Genomic DNA, 24,503 nt, shown 5'->3' with positions numbered 1-24,503 from the left:
TGTCTGTTATAATTTTCACTTTAAAAATATTTCCGGCAATCTATCGACTGCAATATAAATACCGTCTGAAGATTTACATTTCTAATTATATCTATTTCATAAAATATTTATAATACGTAACTTAGTTATTATTTTTTATTCAATCCGATGCTTTTTTTATCATAATTGCTGATTGAATTATTTCGGAAATTGTTTTTTTAAGAATAATTTCCACTATTAAATTAACATCTATAAAACCATAATAATGAGAAGGTTTGGTATTTTTCTAACATCATTTCTGTTTATAATAATAAGTTCCTGTAAATCATCTAGGGCTGCTGATTTTAAGGAATCACTCGATCAATCGGAGCGTCGAGCCTTTGAGATTATTGTTGGAAAAGAAGGTTCAGGAGAAGAGAAACTGAAATATCTGGAAAAAGAGGATTATAAAGGTGCCATTAAGGCTGTAGAGCAGCAGGCTGTAGAGTTTGATGCGCTTATTGCAGCTATCAGGAAACTTTCAAGCGAGGGTGTTCCAGAAGGGGAATCACTAAAAACGGCTTCTGTTGAATATTATCAAGCGCTTAAAGCGCTTAATGTATTCGATAAAAAAGAAATAGAGCAGCAGGCACTTCTTAAAACGCTAAAGAACAATGAATCAAAGAATGCCAGCGATAGTCTTATGACACTGACACGACAAAAAAAGCAGCTTTATAATGCGGTATATGAAAAGGAAGCTCGTCTTCATACTGCAGCCGAAAGCTTTAAAGCAGCAAATGGCTTATAAGTAAAGTTTTTTTTGAATGTAATTAATTGAAAATTCGAGGTATTATACTGCCGAATTTTAATATCCGGCAGTAAAATAAAACTCCTGTTTAACTGTTTCTCATATCTAACGAAATTTTCATTCTTTTACCAATAGTTTGGGAGATACGAGTATGTTTATTTACGAAAATAAGCTCTTATTGTCATTACAATCGTATTACATTTCTTTTAAGTTCACTTCTTTTTTATCGCCGTCCTTTTCTATGGTTACCCGTTTTTCAATATTGGCTTTATCAGTATAGGCCTGTCTTGCTGTACCATAATTTGTTGTAGATCCCTGATAACCAAAATAATTGTAATAATTTGTATATCCGGATACGTATGAATAGTTGTAAGAGTTCGTAAAATCAAAGCTGACCATTACGACATAAGTGCCCGGCATTAGATCTGCAAACTCAAAATGTCCCTGATCGTCATAAACTTTGGATTTTTTAACAGAATAACCAAAATCACTATTCAAAGGCACTTCCGGCATTTTTTTCTGCTTACGGATTTTCTTGTTCACTTCTACCCATTCCTCATAATACGCTGAGCTTGGAAAAAGTGTAATCTCTGTGCCTTTTGGCGCATATTGTTTCTTAGCAGTATTAACAAGTCCGCCTAATCTTTTACCAGAATCTGATCTTGCATAAGCTGTTCCTATTATAACACTATTACCATTAGAGATTTGCTGCACGGCTTCCTCTTTATTAAATTTGTTTTTAATAGGCTGATAATCCAGTTCTTCATTAACTGTAATTTCCCACATTCCGTTGGCCATAGACATTTCACGCTGCCAGAGACGACGGTCTTTTTTATCTATAATATAATTATAAATACCTTTTGTGCTTTCTTCCAGAACTGAAACAAGCCATGTGTCATGTTTACCTGTTCTTGGAGAATTGTAAATAAAACTTTTTACTTCTTTGATGGTATAATACTCTACAAGCACATTTGATTCATCATTATAATAAAACTGCGGAAAACGGGCTTTATAACCTACATCCAGCGGAAGTGTTCCAATGAGATGATCGGTCCAGTTGAAATCAAAATATTCCACAGTAGGTTTAAGCTTCAACTTTTTGTCTTTTTTAGTTTTCTTCGAATAAAAATTACCCGTAATGGTTTCACCAAAGTTCAGATTCAGTTTTGCGTTCTTAGTTTCATCGGTATAACTTACAGCTTTAAGTGTTTGGGCATCTGCTGTACTAATACGTGTAGTGGGCTTTCCGTTATCTTTTGGAGTGAAAGTATTGTTTAAAGTTAATTGATTATTAGCAGTAACAATATCATAGGTAAGTGATCCCATATTTTTCCATTCAGTGCCTTTAACATAATATACCGTATAGAGTGACTTTTCGGGTTTAATATATTTGGTATTTATATCTTTACTGCCCGGAATAATTTCTTTTTGTCCGAACACTATAAGCGGAAACAGGATAAAAACATACAAAAGTTGTTTTACCACAGTTGAGGTATTATTTTTAAAAAAACTATCTATACTATTATCTTTCATTGTGAGTATTTTGATCAGCAACAAATTTACAGACATCAAAAACAAAAAAAAATACCTGATTTCATGGTAGTTTTCTATTTTGCCCGAAAAAACAAGGTTGACGCTTTAAAATTATATCAAAACAAAAAGAAGCCGCAATAAGTATTACGGCTTCTTTTTGTTAAATCGGATATTACTCTGATTTTAAATTTATTTTCCCTTTCTGCAGTCCTTTACCTGTTACTTCCAATTGGATCGCACCTGCCTTTTTAACTGATTTCACCAGTACAACAAGTTTACCGCTGAAAAGTTTCATTTTATTCTCATGAAACAATTCTAATGATGTTGCATCTCCATTACAAGCTGCTCTGTATGTTGCGGCGCCTGTTACTTCAAATTGCAGTTCATCAGTTGCTGCGGGGCATTCAATTCCGTTTTTATCGACTACCGAAACTGTTACAAAAGAGATATCATCGCCATCTGCTTTTATAGTTTTACGATCTGCTTTAAGAACAATTTTATAAGGATCTCCAGCGGTTTTAATCTCGCTTTCAGCCGCTTTTTTTCCATTCGAATCAAATGCAACCACTTTAACTGTTCCCGGTTCATACTTCACATCATTCCACATTAAACGGTAACGGTTTTGCGGCGTTGCATTACTCTTTTTCTGGATTCCCATACTTTTTCCGTTTACAAAAAGTTCAGCGCTGTCATAATTTGTGTAAACAAAAACGGGAGTAATCTCACCTTCTCTTCCTTTCCAGTTCCAATGCGGCAGTATATGAAGCGTTTTATCCTTCGTATTCCATCTGCTTCTGTAAAGATAAAAACGATCTTTAGGAAGTCCTGCCAAATCCGAAATTCCGAAATATGAACTTCTTGACGGCCATTTTTCATCATAAGGCGTAGGTTCTCCTAAATAATCAAAACCTGTCCAGACAAATTCGCCAATAACCCATGGTTTATCGTCCTGAAGCACGAAATCATCATCAGGAACATTGGACCAGCTGCAGGCTTCTAAATCATAAGATGAACTTTGAAGATCATCGTATTGTTTGTTTTTTTCCTGAACCACAGGAAATTTATAAATTCCTCTTGAACTTACTGTTGAAGCTGTTTCTGAACCCAAAATTAATCCTTGCGGAAATGTTTTATAGGCTTCTTCGTAAAGATGAACTCTGTAATTTAACCCTGGAATATCCAGTAAAGCCCCAAAACCGGACTCCATAGTTGCTTTTACCTGATCCATGCCAACAGTCACGGGTCTTGTAGGGTCTTCTCGGTGAAAAATATCCTGAAGCCATCTGGCACGTTCTACCCCTTCTGCTCCCCATTGATCCGGAACTTCATTTCCTGAACTCCACATTACAATACAAGGATGATTTCGTGTAGCTCTCACTAAATTTACAATGTCTTTTTCTGCATATTCTGTAAAAAAGCGATTGTATCCGTTTTCTACTTTTGGTTTTGCCCATTCATCGAAACTTTCTGCAAGAAACATAAATCCCATTTCGTCTGCCAGTTCAAGCTGCTCAAAAGAAGGCATGTTATGAGAACTTCTGATGGCATTACATCCTAAATCTTTAAGAATTGTAAGCTGTCTGCGAAGCGCTGCTTTGTTCACAGCTGCACCAAGAGGTCCTAAATCATGATGAAGACAGACTCCTTTAAATTTAGTCACTTTTCCGTTAAGGCTGAATCCTTTATTCGGTTCATATTTGATGTATCGTATACCAAACTTTATGTTTTGTTCATCTTTTAACGTTCCGTCAGCTGCATATAATTTGGTTACAGCTGTATACAAATAAGGTGTTTCCGGACTCCATAAATTAGGTTTGGCAACTGAAATCGTCTGATGGAATTTCCCGTCTTTTGTTTCAGTAGTTTTTTGTGTGGCTACAACCTTATTTTCAGCATCTTTTATCTGGGTTATCATTGAAACGTTACTGCCATGAAATTCGGCTTTTATATCTACAACAGCATCATTGCTCTTGGTTTCGGGAGTTGTAATAAAAGTTCCCCATTGTGCAAAACTTTCCTGTTCAGATACAATAACACTCACATTTCTATACAAACCGGCTCCGGGATACCATCTCGAAGAAAATGGTAAATTAGTTAATTTTACAGCTAATACGTTTTCTGATCCTGCAGTAAGATCATTTGTAATATCAATATAAAAATAGCTGTATCCATACCCCCAGTTTCCAATTTTTTTTCCATTTAAAAATACCTGAGGTTCGCTCATTGCTCCTTCAAAAAGAAGAATTGCTTTTTTTCCTTTTTTAAATTCCGGAATAGTAAAAGTATTACGGTACCATCCGGTTCCAATATGCGGCAATGCTCCTGTTCTTCCTGTTTTTTCGGTCGCTTCTTTTTCTCCGTTTTGTTCAATGATTCCCGTCTGAATGTCCCATTTTTTATCAAAAGGCCCATAGATCGCCCAATCATGAGGTACACTGACTTTTTCCCATTTTGAAGCATCATAATCTACTGAATAAGCATCTTCTTTTACCTCTTTAGAAAAGCGCCAGTTGTCTTTTAAAATAACGGTACTTGATTGCGACATCAATTTTCCAGATGAAAAAAGCATCAGAAATAAGAATGATATGGACTTAAAAATTAGTTTCATTTTCTGTTTTAATTTTTTTACCACTAAGGCATTAGGTTAATTAAGTCAAGCTTAATGCCTTAATGGTAAATTTTAATATTTATTATTTAAAAGCATCCAATGCCGGAGATGGTTTTCCGTCAGGAAGCCAGGCGTTTAACTGATAACCGCTCCAGCTTTTTTCGCCTTGCGGTTCCCAATAAATAACACCTAAACCTTTATTATCAGGCACGCTTTTTACGGCTTTTATAGTAGCTTCGAGCATTTCTTTGGTATTTTGTTCTAATGTATAATCGCCGCCAACTTCGACTACCATAACTTCTTTATTGTAGCGGGAAGCCATATCTTTTAGATTATTTTCTAAATCTTTGATAGTGCTTTGATAATCGGTTTTAAGCCAAAATGGATAATAGGATAAACCAATTACATCATATTTAACTTTATTTTCGGTTGCTTTGTTAAAAAACCATCTGAATTTTTCGCTTTTATTTCCTTCGTCTAAATGAACAATAACTTTAATTTTTGGATCGACTGCTTTTGTGGCTTCGTATCCTTTGTTAAGCAATTGTGCCAGCTGATTAAAATTGTCTGTATGACCTTCCGGCCAAAGCATACCGCTTGGTATTTCATTTCCAACCTGAACCCACTCCGGCGTTACTCCGGCTTTTTTTAGCATTTTCAGCACATCATAAGTATGCTGGTAAACATCGGTTAGCAATTCCGGAAAAGAATGTTTGGCCCATGCTGCTGGTTTATTTTGTTTTCCGGGATCTGCCCACGAATCGCTGTAATGAAAATCGATCATGATGCGCATTCCCATCTTTTGTGCTCGAACTGCCATGACAACGGTTTCTTCCGGACTGCAGTGCCCGCTGGCTTTATCGTCATTTGGATTTACCCAAACCCGTAAGCGAATTGTATTTATACCGCGATCTTTTAATAATTGCAGACAGTCTTTCTCAGAGCCGTCTGCATCATAAAATTTATAACCTGTTGCTTCCATTTGAGGCAGCCAGCCTACATCTGCTCCTTTAGAAAAAGAATATTCTTCCTCTGCCATTTTAGATTTACAGGAAGTAAACAGAACGGCAGTAAGCATTAAAAAAGATACAATTTTAAGTGATTTTTTCATGTTTTAATCTTTGCTAAAAGCCTGCATTACTGATAAGGCATTATTATCGAAACTATAAAGGGCCTGATTTTCGAATGTGGAACCAGTTGTAGACTGAGGGCCTTTAAAAGCAACCCACTCGCCTCCCCAATACGCGAATCCCTGTCCGAATTCTGATGTTTTTACGATGTTTTTAATATCTGTAACAAAAGTTCTCTGTCCTGCAGGAGTTGCCGGATAACCCGGTACCAGTTGATCATTTGTTCCTACAATGTTATTCGTCTGATCATTGTGCAATAAGGTAAAAGGATATGCTGTTTCTGCAATCAGGACTTTTTTACTGAATTTCTTTCCTAAAGCATCAATGGTATTTTTTACTGTTGTTAAATCTTTACCATGCCATACAGGATAATAAGACAGTCCGATATAGTCGTAATCTATGCTTTTCATTTTGCTAAAAAACCAGTCTGTCGCGCCGCTCTCTACACCTGCATAATGAATCATTATTTTTGTGTTTGGTGCCTTACTTCGAACCGCTGCACTTGCTGCAGTTAATAAAGCTATGCATTGCTGTTCGTTACTGATTAAATTTCCTTGCGGCCATAATAATCCGCTGTTGATTTCATTACCAATCTGAATAATATCCGGATTAATTTCTGAAATTATTGTAGTTGTATAATTAGAAACTGCCGTTTTTAAATCAGTAAAAGATAAATTTTTCCATTCTTTAGGAGTGGTCTGCTCTCCCGGATCTGCCCAGTTATCAGAATAGTGAACGGTAATCCAGACTCTTAAACCGGCCTGTCTTGCTTTTTTAGCGAGCTGCTTTACTTCGTTTAAACCGGAACGCCCGTTTACAGGATCTTTCCATAAACGAATGCGGACTGTATTACAACCGGCATTTTTTAATGTGGTAAGCATTGGCTCTGCTTTGCCGTTACTGTAGAATTTAGTTCCTAAAGATTCCATTTGTGGAAGAAAAGAAACATCTGATGCTCTGATAAAGGTATCCGATGCATCTGGCGGGTTAACCGATTCTGTATCTTCAGAATCATTACCCGAACACGAAAACTGAATCGCAGTCAGGGCAATTAATCCCAAAATTTTTATATATTTTTTCATGTTATGAGTTATAGTGAGTAAATTTTAAATTTGAAAATACATTTTTTTCAGTTTAAGAAGAAGCCCCAAAATAACCGTATTGAGGCTTCTCTTTATTTTCAATTCAATTTATAGTGTTGGTATAAACATATAACGTCCGTCTAAGTCATTAAACCAGATTTCGTATTTTCCGGCTTCCTCAATAATAATATCGCCGCCATTATCTCCCCAGCTTACATCCCAGCTGTTGTTTGCTTTGAATTTCATTTTTCCGGCTTTTAGCGTTTGAGTAACTTTCCAGATATGAGCATCAAATGCAGATTTTACTAAAGGAACTTCTGTATCCCATCCGGAATCATTGCCTGTTAACACAGAACCTGTTAAACCAATAGTTGCGTACGTTGTCATTGGTCCGGTATACGGCGTGATTTTATACGTTAACTCTTCCAGATTGATTTCAAAGCTGTAATATCCTGCAGCAGTTGTTGGGAATACTCCCGGATCAGTATCGCTTTCTGTTGCTCTGTATTGTACTTTAGCGCCATTTGTTCCGTAAGCCGGAGCCCACATACCAATCTGTTCAATTAATTTAAATCCGTCTTTATTAAAGAATCCTGTATAATAGAACTTTGCATTCTCTTTTGTATCTCTGTAAATTGGCATGTTATTGCTGGTTACACTCCATCCTGCTGCGGTGCCCGGTCCTACTAAAAATAAATTAATTTTAGGGAATACTCCTCTGTAAGGAGTCAATGCAATTGTAATAGGTGTAGAAAATTTTGGTTCTGAAAGCATGGTTCCAACTGTAGATTTAATTCTAACATCGATTGTTCCTTCAACATCTGCGGTTAATCCCAGTTCAAGTGCTTTTGCATTTAGTTCAGCTACTGTAACCGTTGCATGAGTACTTGTAGTGCTTGTAATATCTACCGGTGCTGCAAATTCGGTATTACTTGCTGCAAATTGAACTGTATAGGTAATAATGGTTGGATTACCGTAATTTACCTTTTCCCAGGTTACAGTCAGGGCTGTATTGTTTGGTGTATCTTTATTCAGGATGGTCGAAGAACCGCTTTCCGGAGTAATGATAGCAAATGCAGCTTCCTGAGGTTCTAAAATCATTAAATTTTCTTCATTTTCACAAGACCAGAATCCTGTCAGCATTACAACTGCTATAAATAATTTATATATAAGTTTCATTTTGTATATCGTTTACGTTAAAAAAAGTTTAGTAACCTGTGTTTTGAGTAAGATTTCTATTAGCACCCAATGATGCTTCCGGAATTGGAAAAACACTCATATAAGAAGGGATCGCAATTCCTTTTGATGAATTTCCTTTCCATGCCCAATTGTATGATCCTCCGGTATATTTTCCAAAACGAATTAAATCTTGTCTTCTATGTGCTTCCCAGTGTAATTCGCGTGCTCTTTCATCAATTAGAAAATCAAGCGTTAAATCACTTAAAGTAATGTTGCCGACAGTCAAATTAGAATTCGCTCTTTGTCTTAAAGCATTTACATAGGTTAATGCCTGACTTGTTGTACCGTTTCCGCCTCTTAAAGTGGCTTCTGCATACATTAAATACACATCGGCTAATCTGAATAGCGGGAAATCAGTATCTGCATACGTAGAGCTGATTCCGTTAACTCCTGTCGAAGTTTTATTAGAAAATTTAGATAAAATATAACCTTGTGTTTTCACACCGATATCATCAATATCAATAGATCTTTGTTTTCCGGGATCGCCCGTAACACCTTTACCAATTGTATTTCTGGTATCCTGAGTAAATTTTGCTCCGTCAAATTTCTGAGCAAATTCTTTTCTGATTCTAAGCGCACCGGTCCAGCCGCCAATTCCAAAGTCGGCTCCATTATTTTCCCACGCACCAATTTGTCCGTTTGTCAGTACTGTTGTTGCTCCCCAGTTTTGAGAAACCGCTCCATCTGACTGGATTCCGAAAATAATTTCCTGAGAAGTGTTGTTATCTGCTTTAAAATTATCCAGATATTTTGGTTTTAAAATATATCCGCCGTCAATAATCGCGTTACACATTGTAATACAGTCATCAAAACGATCGGCCTGAATGTACACCTGAGCATTCAAATACATTTTAGCCAGAATCATACGTGCCATTGACTGGTCTAATCTTCCATATTCATTGGTTCTGGCAGCTTTTAAATCAGGTAAAACGGTTTTCAATTCCGTTTCAATAAAATCAAACAACTGTTTTCTGTTAAATTCCGGTCCGGTAAAATTTACAGGATCATTTTCGGTATACATTGGCGCTTTTCCAAATAAATCCATCATATTGTAATAAGCATACGCTCTTAACACACGAACTTCCTGACGGTAAAGCGCTATATCTGCCAAAGTTGCAGCATCATTAATTCCTCTTGAACTTAATTTTTCCGGCGTACTTTGACGCAGAAACTCGTTTGCATACGAAACAGAAACCATCGTTCTGCTGAACATTCCTAAAATAACCGGATTGGCCGCTGTCCAGATATTGCGCTGCAATTCTGCCGTTCCTCCGTCATTTTCGTAACTCCAGACCAATTCGTCTGTCGTTAATTCCTGCATGTACAATAAACATCTTGTAAACTGACTGGTTCCTGCATCAACACCTTCAAGCGAAGAATTATCAGGACCAAGTACACCTGTTAAAGTTAAATTTCCGTACACTCCTGCAAATGCTTTTTTATATCCGTCCGGTGTAGAAAATAATACATCAGAAGACAAAACGTCGTCATCTTTCGAAACCACATTTAAATCATCTGTACATGACTGAAAAACCAAAGTCAATGCAACTACTGCTGTTACTATATATTTTTTCATGATTTCGTTATTAAAATTTAAGATTAACACCAAATAAAATGGAGCGCTGTCTAGGGTAAATCGTTTTATCTACACCATTATTTGTAATTTCAGGATCCAGACCACTGTATTTTGTCAGTACAAAAACATTCTGAACTCCTGTTGATACTCTCAATGAGGCTTTGCTGTTCAGCCAGTTGTTTAATGTATACCCCAACGTAATGTTGTCTAATTTTAAAAACGATGCATCTTCTATATAAATATCTGACAATAAAACATTTGAAGTAGTCTGAAAATTAGTTTCTCTTATCTGGGATGGAATATTACTTAAAACACCTCCATTTTCCATAGCATCATATTGTGCTCTGCTGGCATCAACGGCATTAAAAATACGGTTACCAATACTGGCTCTTAAATTAAATGAAAAATCAAATTTTTTATAATTCATATTAGATGCAAATCCTAATGTAAAATCCGGATCCGGATTGTTATAAATGTATTTATCTGAATCATTTTTGATGTTGTCGCCGTTTAAATCGGCAAAAGCGCCGTCTATTGGTTTTCCTTCGTTATTGTACAATTGTTTGTACACGTAGAAAGAATACGGTGTATAGCCTTCTCTAAAGATTTGTCCAGGAGTTCCTGTTCCTGCTATATTATCTCCTAAAAAGATGTCTGTTCCGCCAACCAGATTTTTGATTCTTCTTTCGAATTTTGCAATATTAAAATTCATATTCCAGTTAAAATTTTCTGTTTTAACTGCATTTGCATTAATGGTAAACTCGATACCTTTTGTGGTAAAGCTTCCTACGTTTTGATATACACGGTTCGAAAAATTACTTCCGTCTGATATGGCTGCGTTTACCAATAAATCTTTCGATTCTTTATAATAAACGTCTAGTCCGGCTGATAAGCGATTATTTAAGAAACCAAAATCCATACCTGCGTTATACGAAGTCGTTTCTTCCCATTTCAGGTTGTTTGTTCTTTTTGAAGGAAGTGCAACCGGAACCGGACTGTCTCCAAAATAGTATTCAGAGTTTCCGCTTCCAACCTGATATTTTTGTAAATATCCGTTTGGTTCCGGAATATCCTGCTGTCCTGTAATTCCGTAACTTAATCGTAATTTTAAGTCAGATAACGTGTTGTTGTCTTTAAAAAAATCTTCTTTAATTTTCCATGCAAAGGCTGCAGAAGGGAAATTCCCCCAGCGATTTGCTTCTTCGAATCGTGAAGAACCATCTCTTCTGTAAGACAGCGTTAATAAATATTTGTCTCTAAAGTTTAAATTTGTTCTGGCAAAAAATCCTAACAATACAACATCTGTATCAAGAGTTGTTTCAGGAAATGTTGATGGCAGATCCGGGTTTAAAACATTTCCGGTTTCAAATTTTGAACTTTGAAATTTTTGATACGAATAACCACCTGTCATTTCAAAATTCAATGAGTTAAAAGTTTTGTTATAAACTAAATACGTATCTAATAATTTATTTCTTCTGGTTTGTTCTGTATATTCATTTGTACCGTACGGAATGTTATTGTTTGAAGGAGCTGATCCGGCATCTGCACCAACCAGTCTTCTTCTTTCTCCATTCGATTCATCAAAACCAACATTTACAACGGCTCTTAAAGCAGGTAAAAAATGAAATTTATAATCTATCTCAAAATTTCCAAAAATTCTGCTGTTCGTCCCTCTGTCATTTGTATTCAACAACTGCGAAACAGGATTTCTTGCAGCAGTAGCTACCAAAGGATAATTTCCGTTTGCATCTACACCTGTTGTATATTCAAAATAACCGCCATAAGGTGCTCCCTCGACTCTTATAGGCTGCGTTGGATCAAAACCAATGGCTGCTCCTTCAACAGCATCTGTAAATCTGTTTATCTCATCTGTATAATTCGCCGAAAGTCTCAATTTTAAATGATTATCCAAAAAGGCCGGATTCATTACTAAACCAACAGTGTTTCTTTTAAAATTATTCGTCAAACGAAGTCCCTGCTGATCTGTATTTCCAAGTGTCAGACTTGTTGGAATAATATCAAATAAGTTTCCTCTAATGGCTAAACTCTGATCTATTGTACCTGTATTTCTGTAAATTGCTTTCTGCCAGTCTGTATTCGCAGTTCCAAGTTTGTCAAGGTCATCGCTTCTTCTGTCAGCGATAACACTTCTAAATTCATCTGCACTAAAAACATCAACCGTTTTAGTCAGTGTACCTGCAGCATATTGCACATTATAATCTACAGATAATGTTTTGCTTCCTTTTTTGGTCGTTATAATAATAACACCGTTAGCCGCACGTGAACCATAAATTGCAGAAGCCGATGCATCTTTTAAAACTGTAATCGACTCGACAGTTGCCGGATTTAATGATGCCAAAAATGAAGAAGATCCTGTATTTGTAGCATTATCAAGGGGCAGTCCATCGATAACAATAAGAGGATCATTGCTTGCAAAAAGGGAACTTCCTCCTCGAATTCTAATTTGAGAACTGGAACCCGGAGCACCCGTTGAGTTTACGGTTAAACCTGCCACCCTTCCGTTAAGCAGATTTTCTGTCGTAATATTATTTCCTTTGTTAAAGTCTTTTGTAGAAAGTGCGGTAACAGATCCTGTAGCATCTTTCTTTTTAACGCTTCCGTAACCTACCTGAACCACTACTTCTTTTAGTTCATTGGTATCTTCTGCAAGATATATACTTACATTTTTTTGTCCTCCAACTGTAATAGTTTTATTGACATAACCGGTAAAGGAAAACGTTATCTGGCTGTCTGATTTTACGCCGGATAATTGAAATTTTCCATCAAAGTCCGTAGTCGTGCTGATATTTGCACCGGAGACTTTTACGTTTACTCCCGGAATGGGTTGTTTAGAGCCATTTTCCAGGACAACTCCGCTGATTGTGGTTTGAGCGAAAACACAAAAAGGAAGTAAGAGTAATAAAAGTAAAAATTTGGTTTTAATTCTTTTCATACTTTTTTAATTGGGCTGGTTTAAGTTAGTTTTTGTGAATTAGTGACGGTTATCAAAATAACTGCACCGAAATATAACCTGTAAAAAAATGAGACTTTCTTTTACAGATGTTTTTTTTCAGAAATCAATTCTTAAGATTATAAATGCGCGTATTCGATAAGGTTTACACTATCGTTTAAAATGAGAAAAAGGATTTCTGCTTTAGGTTTTAATTGAAGTACTGATCATTTTTAAAATTGGTTTTAGGTTAGCATAATGTGTTAGTTTCTTTCGCTGACTTTTTTTGAACAAAATTTAGAATAGCATTATTCAAACGTTATAGTTATCAACTCAGACTGCAAATTAAGGCTGCAACAAGTTTTTAAGACAGGGAAAAATTCATTTATAAAAGGGGACAATTTCGTAAAAGCATATTTATAAAGCTGAATAAAAACATATTTGTCAATTTTTTACAGCAAAAAAAACGACTCTCTAAAAGAATCGCCGTTAAAATATTATATTTAATAATCCTTTAAATTGAAATTTTTAATTGGTGCATTTTTTTCTAAAATTTATTTAAAAAAGATCAAAATCTTAATTTTTATATGAGAAAAAACAGTTCGAAACAGGAGCCTGAAATTTATCTGAAAAACAAATGTTACTTTTACACCTTATATACTAAATCATTATTTTCGCAAAATATACTGATTTGGCATCCATCTAAAAATTGATTGAGTTTTGAGATTAGATTTTCTATTTTCATATCAAAGCAGGCGTTTAAAAAAAAATCTATGGTTAATCTAAAGTCCTTTCTTATTATTCTTCTTTCTATAAGTGCATTGGGGCAGAATTATCCAATAAAGCATCTTGATATTTCATCGGGACTTTCTAATAATTCTGCTGCATCAATATATCAGGATCAAAATGGGTATATGTGGTTTGGAACTTTTGATGGGCTGAACCGATATGATGGAAACGATTTTAAAATTTACCGTCATATTCACACAGATCCCAATTCGATTCAGGGGAATGCCATAAGCTGTATTGAAGGTGACTTTGAAAATAATCTCTGGATAGGCACCACTGCCGGTCCTGTTGTTTTTAATGCAGAACGATCCTCCTTTAAACCGCTGCAATATTATGATATTAACAAAAAAATCAAGCCTTTAAACGTTACTGCCTACGAAATAATTGCTGTACATTCCCTGCACATCATTGTCGTTGCGACAAAAGAAGCCGTAGTAATTTTTAAAGAAGGCGAAAAAACCGGAACTGCGGTGCCTTTTAATGGAAAACTAAAATATATTGCAAGATCAATAGCTTATAATGCTCAAAAACAAACTTTTTATGTTTTTATAACAGGAACCGGTCTGTGCCAGTACGACATCAAATCGAAAAAACTAACGCTTCTTAACACTGCCATAACAGGGGCAAATTGTATTAAACTGACAAATGAAGGCCTCTGGATTGGATCAGACGAAGGGGCTTACTTATATAATGAAAAGCTAAATACGTATTCTAAAAATTACTTTCTGGAAAAAACAGTGGTAAGAGATTTTTTTCAGCAGGAAAACAGACTCTGGATTGCCACTGACGGTGCGGGTCTTTATACGCTTAAAAAAAATCAGACTGCTCCTGTTTTATATATTGCCAGCGGTCCTGCTGCATTGCTTAAAAGTAAATCCATATATGATATTTTCGAAAGCAGAAACGGAGAAATGTGGTTTGGAACCCTGCGCGGCGGTGTAAGCATGATGGGGAAAAAACCACTTTATTTTAATCATTTTAAAAGCAGGGACCCGCTTACGAATAAAGAAGACGAAGATCCTGCTGCAAACTTTATGCTTTCGTTTTGTGAAGATGAAAAGAAAAATATATGGATTGGCACAGATGGATCGGGAATACGATACTGGAACAGAAAACAAAATACTTACGATGTTTACTCTGCTTCATCGCCCTCGGGCAGAAAAATTCAGAGCAATTTTGTGACCAGCATCGTCAGGGATTCTGATAATGCGATTTGGGTGGCTATGTGGAAAGGCGGTGTGTGCCGCATTGATCCAAAATCAAAAGCAATTCAAAATTTTTCAATCTATAACCAATACACTAAAAAAGCAGAACAAGAATCATGGCTGCTCTTTTTGGATTCGAAAAAAACGCTGTGGCTCGCTGTAACAAATGCAGGAGCTTTATATCAGTTTGACCGGAAACAAAACAAATTCGTCTGCTACAGCAATACACTGCGTGATGTAACTTGTTTGTATGAAACCAAAGACGGAAAAATCTGGGGCGGTACATTCAATTCTTTTTTCGAAATAGATTCAAAAACAAAAAAAGTAAAACACTATCATTCTGATTATAACATTCGCTGTATTACAGAAGATCAAAATAATAATCTCTGGATTGGTACAGTCGAAGGCGGTCTGCTTTTATTTAACAGAAAAACAAGAACTTATAAAAAATTCACAACCGAGAATGGTCTTTCAAGTAATACAATCCTTCGGCTGCTGGAAGACAAAAACGGGAATTTATGGATGAGTACGTACCATGGAATTTCACGATTTAATCCTAAAAACAAAACTTTCAGAAATTTTGGCGTCACAGATGGGCTCCAGGGAAGTCAATTCAGCTGGAATGCCGGTACGAAACTTTCTACAGGCGAGTTTATTTTTGGCGGCATAAACGGATTCAATGTTTTTCATCCTGACAGTATAAAAGACAAAAAAAATACGGGACGGTTTTTATTAAACGATCTGCTGGTAAACAATGAGTCTCTAAAATTGAACAGCCCGTATATTACAGAAAAAAATCTCGAAATGATAAGCGGTGTCGAACTTCCTTATGAAAAATCGGCATTAAGTTTTGATTTTGTTTATCTTGATTATGTCAATTCTGAAAAAATAAATACGGCTTACTTTCTGGAAGGCTGGGATAAAAACTGGAATTATACATCAAAAGAAAACAGAGCAAATTATTCAAGGCTGACTGAAGGAACTTATGTTTTTAAAGTAAAGACAACGGATGTTTTTGGCAATTGGACAAACGAGGTGGCACTGGCTGCAGTAAAAATCCTGCCGCCCTGGTACAGAACATGGTGGGCTTATACATTTTATTTAATCGCAGCTGTGGCAGCAATCTATGTCTATGTAGGCTATCATAAAAATAAGGAAAGACTTCGCTATGAGATAAAACTTGCCCGAATGGAACATAAAAAAGACAAAGAACATGCCGAGAAACAATTCTCGATGTTTACCTATATGGCGCATGAACTGCGTACGCCTTTGTCTTTAATTATAAATCCGCTTAAAAGTGCAATTCAAAGAAAAAAACATTCAAAAGACGATCTTGACCTTAATCTGGCTTATAAAAATGCGAAACGTTTACTGAGTCTTACAGATCAGTTGCTGCTGTTTAGAAAAGCAGAGACAGATCTCGATCAACTCAAAATTTCGAAGATTAACCTAAATACACTATGCCGTGAAATTTATGAAAGCTTTACACAAATGGCGGCAGCTAAACAGTTAGACTATAGGTTTATTGAAAAAGAAACACCGGCTGAAATATACGGCGATTATGAAAAAATAGAAATCACACTTTTCAATCTAATTTCAAATGCATTCAAATTCACTCCTTCTGAGGGATCGATAACCATTGAAATAATTGAGAACGACTTTGATGTTTCCATAATTATATCGGATACCGGAAGCGGTATTAATGAAAATGATATTGACACTATTTTTGAAAAATTCAAGCAGCTTCAATCCAAAAGCAGTAATGGTTTTGGAATAGGGCTTTACATTGCCAAATATTTCGTGACCAAACATCATGGCTCGTTAACCTGTAAAAGTAAAGTTGGAGAAGGAACTTCTTTCAGCATTATACTTCCAAAAGGGAACAGTCATTTTGAAGAACTGAGTATAAATGAGAATCCGCAGATGTCAACGCTTGTGGGAGAACTTCTTGAAGGAATGCCTGCCGCACAGCAAAACACATTTGAAACAACAGAATCTTCATTTCCGGAAAATCTACAGGAAGAGTTAGTTACTGCAAAAAGGGTTTTGTTAATTGTTGAAGATAATCCTGAGATGAACCAGTATCTCGTGAAGCTTTTCTCCAAAAACTATATTGTATATACCGCTTTTAATGGCCTTGACGGATTAAAACTTGTAGAAAAACATATGCCGGATATTGTTCTGAGTGATATTTCTATGGAGGGCATGAACGGTTTGGATTTGTGCAAAAAAATCAAGCAGAATGATGATCTGAGTCATATTACGGTTATACTGCTCACAGCTGCGAGCAGTAATGACATTCATCTGCAAAGTATTACAGAAGGCGCCGATGATTATGTTACCAAACCTTTTGACAGTGATTTGCTTCTGGCAAGGGTTGATTCTGTCCTTCGAAACAGAGGGCAGCTGCGCAGGTATTTCCTGGACAGCATAACACTTCGTGAAAACGTCAATAAAGTTCCTCTTGAATACAAAGAGTTTCTTGATAAATGCATCGAAATCGTCGAAGCTAATCTTGAAAACACAGAATTCAACTTAAAGAGCTTCTCTACTGCGATGGGTATGAGTCATTCCAGCCTTTACAAAAAAATCAAAGCCATTTCAGGACAAACGGTAAATGTTTTTATCAGGTCGATAAGAATCCGAAGAGCCGCTGTAATTATGCTTACCGAAAACATCAATATAGCACAGGTTGGCCCTCAGGTTGGTATCGAAGATCAGCGGTATTTCCGTCAGCAGTTTGTAAAACTGTTTGGCATGAAACCTTCAGAATACATCAAAAAATACAGAAATTCTTTTAATAAGGAACTAAATGTCACCCAAAAAAGAGACCTTAAATAAGCAGCAGTTTTTGAGTACTTCTGCTTAATTTACCAAATATTTTAAGGATTAAGGGCGGCAAACTCTACAGCTTTTTCCAAAATCTCATCTCTCCCCTCCACCATTCCTTTTATGGTTGGACGTATTACAAGATCTATTTTAATTCCTACTCGCTGCGTTTCAGTTTTATCCGGATAAAACACGCCTATTCCTGTAATCAGCGATTGATATCCCAGAAATTCATTGTGCGAGACATTTCCGTCTGCTCCAGAAGTTTGAGAACCTATGGTAGTTGCTTTATCACCAGCCTGAAACATCATAGACGCAAATTCGGAAGCACTTTGTGTATCTTCATCGACCAAAACAATAACCCTGCCTTTGTAGTATTTATTTTTTATGGGAGAAATTGTTTCGCTTTTTTTCCAGACAAACCTGCCGGGATATGACATATCTGGTATTAAAAATTTTGCAAACTCTTTTTCGTTCTTTACAAACTGTCTTGCACGATAATTAATAAAAAACGCTGTTGCTCACTTTATACAACAATTTATCTTACATTTAGAACTCTAAACTCCTACAACTTAAAAAGTTCTGTTTTAGGACAGAATATATCTAACACTGCCAAAAAACCATGAAAAAAATTTCCATTATCATTGCACTTCATTTTTTTGCTTTAACCACCTCTGCGCAAGAAAATTTTCCGTTTAAAAATCCGAATCTGTCAACAGATCAACGTGTCAATGATCTCGTTTCAAGAATGTCATTAGACGAAAAAATTAACCAGCTGATGGATGCAGCACCGGCAATTGACCGCTTAGGAATTCCTGAGTACAACTGGTGGAACGAATCTCTTCACGGTGTTGCCCGCGCGGGATATGCGACTGTTTTTCCACAATCTATTTCAATTGCCTCTTCCTGGGACCGCCAATTAGTATTTGATGCTGCCAATGTAATTTCTGATGAAGCCCGTGCCAAACATCATGAATATTTGCGAAGAGGCCAGCACGGTATGTACCAGGGCTTGACATTCTGGTCGCCAAATGTGAATATTTTTCGCGATCCGCGCTGGGGACGAGGTCACGAAACTTATGGAGAAGATCCGTATCTTACCAGCCAGTTAGGTCTTAACTACGTAAACGGGCTTCAGGGCAAAAATGAAAAATATTTAAAAACAATTGCTACCGCCAAACACTATGCAGTGCATTCCGGACCAGAGCCTTCACGTCATTTTTTTGATGCCAATACAAGTGAAATCGACCTTTATGAAACCTATCTCCCTGCCTTTAGAACACTGGTAAAAGAGGGACATGTTTACTCTGTAATGGGTGCTTACAACCGTTTTAGGGGAGAATCCTGCAGCGCAAGTCCGTTTCTTTTTAATATTCTTAGAAATGTCTGGGGATTTAACGGTTACATTGTTTCTGACTGCGGTGCCGTAACTGATATCTGGAAATATCATAAAATTACAAATGATGCTGCAAGTGCTTCTGCTTTAGCGGTAAAAAACGGTTTGGATCTGGAATGCGGCAGCAGTTTTAAATCTTTAAAAGAAGCTGTTGACCGTAAATTAATTACCGAAGCAGATATTGATATTGCAGTCAAGCGTTTATTTACAGCACGCTTTAAACTGGGAATGTTTGATCCGGACCAGATCGTCCCTTTCGCTCAAATTCCATATTCTGTAAACAACAATCCGGCGCACGACTGGCTTGCCAGAACAGCTTCGCAAAAAAGTATCGTTCTTTTGAAAAACCAGCACAATACACTGCCTCTTTCTAAAAATATCAAAACAATTGCCGTAATAGGTCCAAATGCAGATGACATTCAATCCTTATGGGGAAATTACAGCGGTGTGCCAATTAATCCCGTAACTGTTTTAAAGGGAATTCAAAACAAACTCGAACCCAATACCAAAGTGCTGTATGCCAAAGGAACCGATCTGGCAAAAGGAGTTCCGGCAATGAAAATTATACCGTCTGTTTATTTTCAGAATGAAAACGGCAGACAGGGACTTACCGGAGAATATTATGATAATACCGAATGGAATGGAAAACCTCTTTTTACGCGTATAGATGATAATGTTGATTTTCAATGGGATATCAATACACCAGATCCTCGTTTGAAAATGGGCCGATACAGCGTAAAATGGACTGGTTATCTTACGGTTCCAAAAACAGGAACTTATACTATTTCAGAATGGTCAAAACCTTTCATGACTGTTGAGATTGAAGGAGGAAAAAGTACAGGCGGAAAAAACAACCACCATCCACGCTTTCGTCCACAGAATATAGATTTAGAAGCAGGAAAAAAATATAAAATAGAAATTAAATACCAAAATTTCTACGGAGATGCCATTGCACAGTTGTTATGGGCTGAACCACAGGAAAACTTAGTACAAGAAGCGGTTGATACAGCCCGTGAGGCCGATGCTGTCATACTGGTATTGGGATTAAACGAGCGTCTGGAAGGAGAAGAAATGAAAGTTGAAGCAGCTGGTTTTGATGGCGGAGACCGAACCAGCCTGGATCTGCCATCTAATCAGGAGGAACTTATGAAAGCCGTTTATGCGGCAGGAAAACCTGTTATTTTGGTTTTAATTAATGGAAGTGCGATTTCTGTTAACTGGGCCAATGATAACCTGCCTGCCATTCTTACTGCGGGATATCCGGGACAGCAGGGCGGAAATGCCATTGCAGATGTTCTTTTTGGAGATTACAATCCGGCTGGAAGACTTCCTGTTACGTATTACAAATCTACAGATCAGCTTCCTGAATTTGAGAATTATGATATGCAGGGCAGAACGTACCGTTACTTTCGTAAAACACCTTTGTATCCTTTTGGTTTTGGCCTGAGTTATACTAGTTTTCAATATTCTAATTTACAGCTTCCAAAAGATATAAATTCTCAAAGCGATTTTAAAGTTACTGTTGATGTAACCAATACCGGAGAACGTGACGGAGATGAAGTTGCCCAATTGTATTTAAAAGATGAGAAAGCCTCTACTCCACGCCCGATCTGGCAATTAGAGGGTTTTGAAAGAATCCATCTTAAAAAAGGCGAAACTAAAACTGTTTCTTTTACTATCACGCCAAGACAGCTTTCTATGATCAACAAGAAAAAAGAGCGTGTTATAGAACCGGGCTGGTTTACCATTTCTACAGGAGGAAAACAACCTGACGGCTCTAAGGATATTCAAACAGGAAGAATAAACTTTACAGGTAAAACCGTAGTTCTTGAAAAATAAGTTTTGCGATTATAAAACTAATTATGCTCTGCTTTCAATTAATTATAGTGATGTGTTGAAATAATGCCCTTCGGTTCTTTCTTTACATTTTTTCATATTAAAAAACGGGATAAAATACTATCAATATTTTATCCCGTTTTATTTTTCTCTTTCTTTATCTGGATTTAACCGTATCTTTTATTCGTACATTTCCTCGAGATGCACTTAAACTGTCTCTCTGTCTCGACCTGCGATATTCCGGTTTCAGATTTTTAAGTTCACTTTCTTCTGCAAAAGTAACGTCTTCTTTAAATTTGCCGGTAGAAATTTCAAAATTATCTGCGGTACCCGTAATTTTCATCGGGATATTAATAAGTCCCATTGGCGGCAATCCTAATCGGAAACCTATATTCAGTTTACCATCCATAGTAACCTGACCTTCAAGCTTGCCTCTAAAACCAGCCATTTTCATAGTTGTTGGGGTAATGGTCATTACATTATTTTTTATAACAGAGTGAATGGCGATTTTATTAAATGACGCTTTTTCTAAATCGGCGGCATCTGCTTTTTTGGCTACGTGATTTAAAAGTTTGAAGTTTTTAAATTTAATATCTTCCAAAGTCAGTGTTCCTTCCCCGTCAATCGATTTAAAATCAATATCCATATTCTGATCGATACTTCCGGCAAACTGATAGTCAACCGATACTAAACCGTAGGCATCTTTAGCCATCGTAACCATTTCGGCAAAAATTGGAATCTCGGCGTAAGCGCGCTGAATATCAAAATTACTCGCTTTAAAATTCGCATTGTATTTTGCCAACAATCGATGCTGGGCTTTATAATCTCCAGTCATTTCTATTTTGGTTCCCGCCATATTAAAAGCAGCCTGAGTAACCTGAACTTTTCGTTCGTTCACAACCAGATTTCCAACAAAATCATTGATTTTATAAGTATCAAACTGAAGCAGGTTCACTTTGGCTGAAATTTTTAAATCAGCCGTTCTTGGAATTCTGATTACGTAGTTTTTATTTGCATCCCTGCCGTTTTTTGAAGCAGTATTAACCACTATAGAATCTGCTTTCTGTCCTTCCTTCTGCCCTTCTTCCTGTTCTGCTTTTTGGTCTGTATAAACCGCAATCATGTCGAAAAACTCCTTCGCATTGATGTGATTACTAACAAGATCAATATCTGCTTTAAGCTTTTCATTGTTTTGGTATAAGTGCTTTCTGTTAAAAAAATACCTTAAAGCGTTATGAATTGAACCGTTTAATACAAGATCTGATTTACCATAAGAGGCATTAAAATCCTCGAAACGCATTTTATCTTTAAAAAACTTAAATGTTCCTTTAGAAATTTGAAACGGTTCCGGAAACAAAACGCTTTTGATTACTATATTTTTGGCTTCGAGTTTTCCGCCGTTTTTGATATTGTCATAGTTTTTGGCATCTAAATCTTTTTTAGAACCTTTGGCTATAAGATTGGTCTGAATTATTCCGGAAACGCTGACATCTTTAATTGGGAATATTTTAGTCAATTTACCAATATCTAATGTTCCCTGAGTTCTGATATTATATACTAAATCGTAAAAATTATTAATTTCTCCCTGCACTTTAAATGGCGAGCCTGCCAACAGAAATTCTGCCGGCTGTAATTTTATATTTAAATCCTCTCCTGTACCTTTCATACTGGTAACAGCGGCGTTTACATTTATATTCTCTATAGGGATATTTGGAAATTTTAACGATTTTACATACCCGTTTTTAATATGTATTTCTGATTTCGATGAAGGGTATTTCTTCTGTTTACGGTTTAAAACCCCGTGCATGCTTACTTTTAGATTCAAATCTCCCTTAACCTCTAAACTGTCCAAAGGATAAAATTTATGAATAGAGGCCAGATTAATTTTAGAATCTAATTCTGTATCAACTGTAAAAGGATATAGTTTGTGAAGTTCGAAGCGTCCTCGGACAAAATTATCCAGAGCCTCTGCATTCAGATTGGTTATTTTACCGGAAACATTACGCAAAATACTGTCTTTAGCCGTTAAACTCAAATCCAAATTAACGTTTCTTATCGCTTCGTTTTTATTTACATTCTTTAAGTATCCGTTTTTCAGGCTAACTCTCAGGTCAAACTTTGGAATACTCTTAATGATGGTATCTGTTTTATTTAAACGGACACTAAAGCCTAAATCACGTAAAAAAACACCATCGGCTTTTAAGTCGACCGCGATTTCACCGCGAACATCATGCTCGTTTAAATTTAAGGCTTCTTTAAATTTTGCGGCATCTAAATGAGCATTGACAGCGGTTTTAATTTTCAGTTTTTTAAAACCTTCTGAATGAAAATTAAGTACTGTTTTCTTGTTATCAAGATTAAATGACAGGTTATCTAAATCAAATTTTAATTTATTGATGTCTAAATCCCTAATTAAAGCTTTAGCACTTATATTGATATCTTTTACAGGTTCCTTTATTTTTTTATATGCAATGGTTCCTTTATTGATCTCCAGATCGGCTGAAACTATAGGTTTTTCTGACTGATCCTGCATGTATTTACCGCGTGCGAAAATTTTAAAATCTATATTACCCGTAATATCCATCTGTTCGCGCCACTGGTCATAGGCCGGCGGAATAATAGACAGCATTTCTTCTAATGTTGAGTTTTTTGACTGCATACGCAAATCAAAATCATAGCCGCCTTTTATAAACGCAAAATGACCATTAAATGAGAAAGGAAAATTTTTAATACGAACTGTATTTCGTTCGAATTTAAATTTAAGCGCTTTAGTATCTATGTAGGTAACAATTTCTGCATTTATGGGTTTATGACGTACATAATCAACACCATCTACACTAAAATCAAATGTTTTTATTTTTACATCTGAATTAAGATCAAAGTAATCTGCACTTAAATCTCCTGTACCTTTATAATTAAGATCCTGAACTTTAAATTTTAAAACAGCACTTTTATCATTATACGATATGTTGGTTTTGTTTATAACAACTCGTTTGATTTTAAATTCGGTCTGGGTTGTATCTGCAGTATCCTCAGTAGGTTTTACAATATCAAAATTGGCTTTTCCTTTAGGATCAATTTCAAGGTTTAAATTTGCTTCATCCAGATAAACCGCATCTAAAACGATTTTACCTTTTAGTAAACTATAAAAATTTACTCCAACTGCAGCGGTTTTGGCATTCACAACTTTTGATGAAGCAGATTGGAATTTTTTGTTCACTACGCTGACGTTCTTCGTATAAAGAATTAACGCGGGAAAATGTTTGAAAACAGAAAGTCCGATTTCATCAAAACGTACCTCTGCATTGAGCTTTTCATCGGCGAGACTTTCTATTTTATCACGTATCTGATCTTTAAAAACATACGGAACAACTGTCAGGGTAATTATTAATAATAAAAATAAGGTTAGAATAAAAATTGCCGCTTTTTTCAAGAACTTCCTGATCATCATTTATGTGTATAGTTTATGGTTTTAAAAATAGAGATTTAACAGCAGTGAATAAATCCCGACCGCGAAATTAACTCAAAAATAACAATCATAAATATAAACCTGTTTCAGAATGA

12 protein-coding genes are annotated in these 24,503 nt (G+C 36.1%); 3 read left to right on the top strand and 9 right to left on the bottom strand.

Annotation, left to right across the window (positions count from 1 at the left end; all coding sequences use genetic code 11):
• The first annotated feature begins 244 nt into the window (after positions 1 to 244).
• Positions 245 to 766 (top strand): hypothetical protein, encoded by a 522-nt coding sequence (locus tag OZP11_RS00490; protein ID WP_281233285.1) that lies wholly within the window; start codon positions 245 to 247, stop codon positions 764 to 766.
• 195 nt (positions 767 to 961) lie between these two features.
• Here OZP11_RS00490 and OZP11_RS00485 read toward each other — a convergent pair whose 3' ends face one another.
• The 7 genes from OZP11_RS00485 to OZP11_RS00455 all read right to left on the bottom strand — a co-directional run bounded on the left by OZP11_RS00485 (position 962) and on the right by OZP11_RS00455 (position 12,887).
• The gene (locus OZP11_RS00485) at positions 962 to 2,299 is read right to left on the bottom strand and encodes a DUF3108 domain-containing protein (protein ID WP_281233284.1); all 1,338 of its coding nucleotides are present in this window, start codon (positions 2,297 to 2,299) and stop codon (positions 962 to 964) included.
• A gap of 172 nt (positions 2,300 to 2,471) precedes the next feature.
• Positions 2,472 to 4,907, bottom strand: coding sequence for a DUF4982 domain-containing protein (locus tag OZP11_RS00480; protein ID WP_281233283.1), 2,436 nt, complete (start codon positions 4,905 to 4,907; stop codon positions 2,472 to 2,474).
• 82 nt (positions 4,908 to 4,989) lie between these two features.
• Complete coding sequence (locus OZP11_RS00475) at positions 4,990 to 6,018, bottom strand: glycoside hydrolase family 53 protein (protein ID WP_281233282.1); 1,029 nt, start codon at positions 6,016 to 6,018, stop codon at positions 4,990 to 4,992.
• A 3-nt stretch (positions 6,019 to 6,021) separates the two neighbouring features.
• Positions 6,022 to 7,119, bottom strand: a complete 1,098-nt coding sequence (locus OZP11_RS00470) for a glycoside hydrolase family 53 protein (protein ID WP_281233281.1) — start codon at positions 7,117 to 7,119, stop codon at positions 6,022 to 6,024.
• Between the two features lie 108 nt (positions 7,120 to 7,227).
• Positions 7,228 to 8,298 (bottom strand): SusE domain-containing protein, encoded by a 1,071-nt coding sequence (locus OZP11_RS00465; protein WP_281233280.1) that lies wholly within the window; start codon positions 8,296 to 8,298, stop codon positions 7,228 to 7,230.
• A 28-nt stretch (positions 8,299 to 8,326) separates the two neighbouring features.
• Entirely contained in the window at positions 8,327 to 9,934 is a 1,608-nt protein-coding gene (locus OZP11_RS00460; RefSeq protein WP_281233279.1) for a RagB/SusD family nutrient uptake outer membrane protein, read from the bottom strand.
• Positions 9,935 to 9,944: 10 nt separating this feature from the next.
• Entirely contained in the window at positions 9,945 to 12,887 is a 2,943-nt protein-coding gene (locus OZP11_RS00455) for a SusC/RagA family TonB-linked outer membrane protein (protein WP_281233278.1), read from the bottom strand.
• 770 nt (positions 12,888 to 13,657) lie between these two features.
• Here OZP11_RS00455 and OZP11_RS00450 point away from each other — a divergent pair.
• Entirely contained in the window at positions 13,658 to 17,719 is a 4,062-nt protein-coding gene (locus tag OZP11_RS00450) for a hybrid sensor histidine kinase/response regulator transcription factor (protein WP_281233277.1), read from the top strand.
• Positions 17,720 to 17,760: 41 nt separating this feature from the next.
• On the opposite strand, the gene OZP11_RS00445 is transcribed toward OZP11_RS00450, so the two are convergent.
• Positions 17,761 to 18,147: a S41 family peptidase gene (locus OZP11_RS00445; RefSeq protein WP_281233276.1), complete on the bottom strand. Its 387-nt coding sequence runs from the start codon at positions 18,145 to 18,147 to the stop codon at positions 17,761 to 17,763.
• Between the two features lie 182 nt (positions 18,148 to 18,329).
• On the opposite strand from OZP11_RS00445, the gene OZP11_RS00440 reads away from it, so the two are divergent.
• Positions 18,330 to 20,942 carry a beta-glucosidase gene (locus tag OZP11_RS00440; RefSeq protein ID WP_281233275.1) on the top strand — a complete coding sequence of 871 codons (2,613 nt, stop codon included), beginning with the start codon at positions 18,330 to 18,332 and terminating at the stop codon, positions 20,940 to 20,942.
• Positions 20,943 to 21,096: 154 nt separating this feature from the next.
• Here OZP11_RS00440 and OZP11_RS00435 read toward each other — a convergent pair whose 3' ends face one another.
• On the bottom strand, positions 21,097 to 24,390 hold the full coding sequence (locus tag OZP11_RS00435; RefSeq protein ID WP_281233274.1) for an AsmA family protein: 3,294 nt from the start codon (positions 24,388 to 24,390) through the stop codon (positions 21,097 to 21,099).
• Positions 24,391 to 24,503 lie beyond the last annotated feature (113 nt).

Origin of the sequence: Flavobacterium gelatinilyticum (genome assembly GCF_027111295.1) — a bacterium.
Lineage (GTDB): Bacteria > Bacteroidota > Bacteroidia > Flavobacteriales > Flavobacteriaceae > Flavobacterium > Flavobacterium gelatinilyticum.
This window is presented reverse-complemented; position numbering and strand designations above follow the sequence as displayed.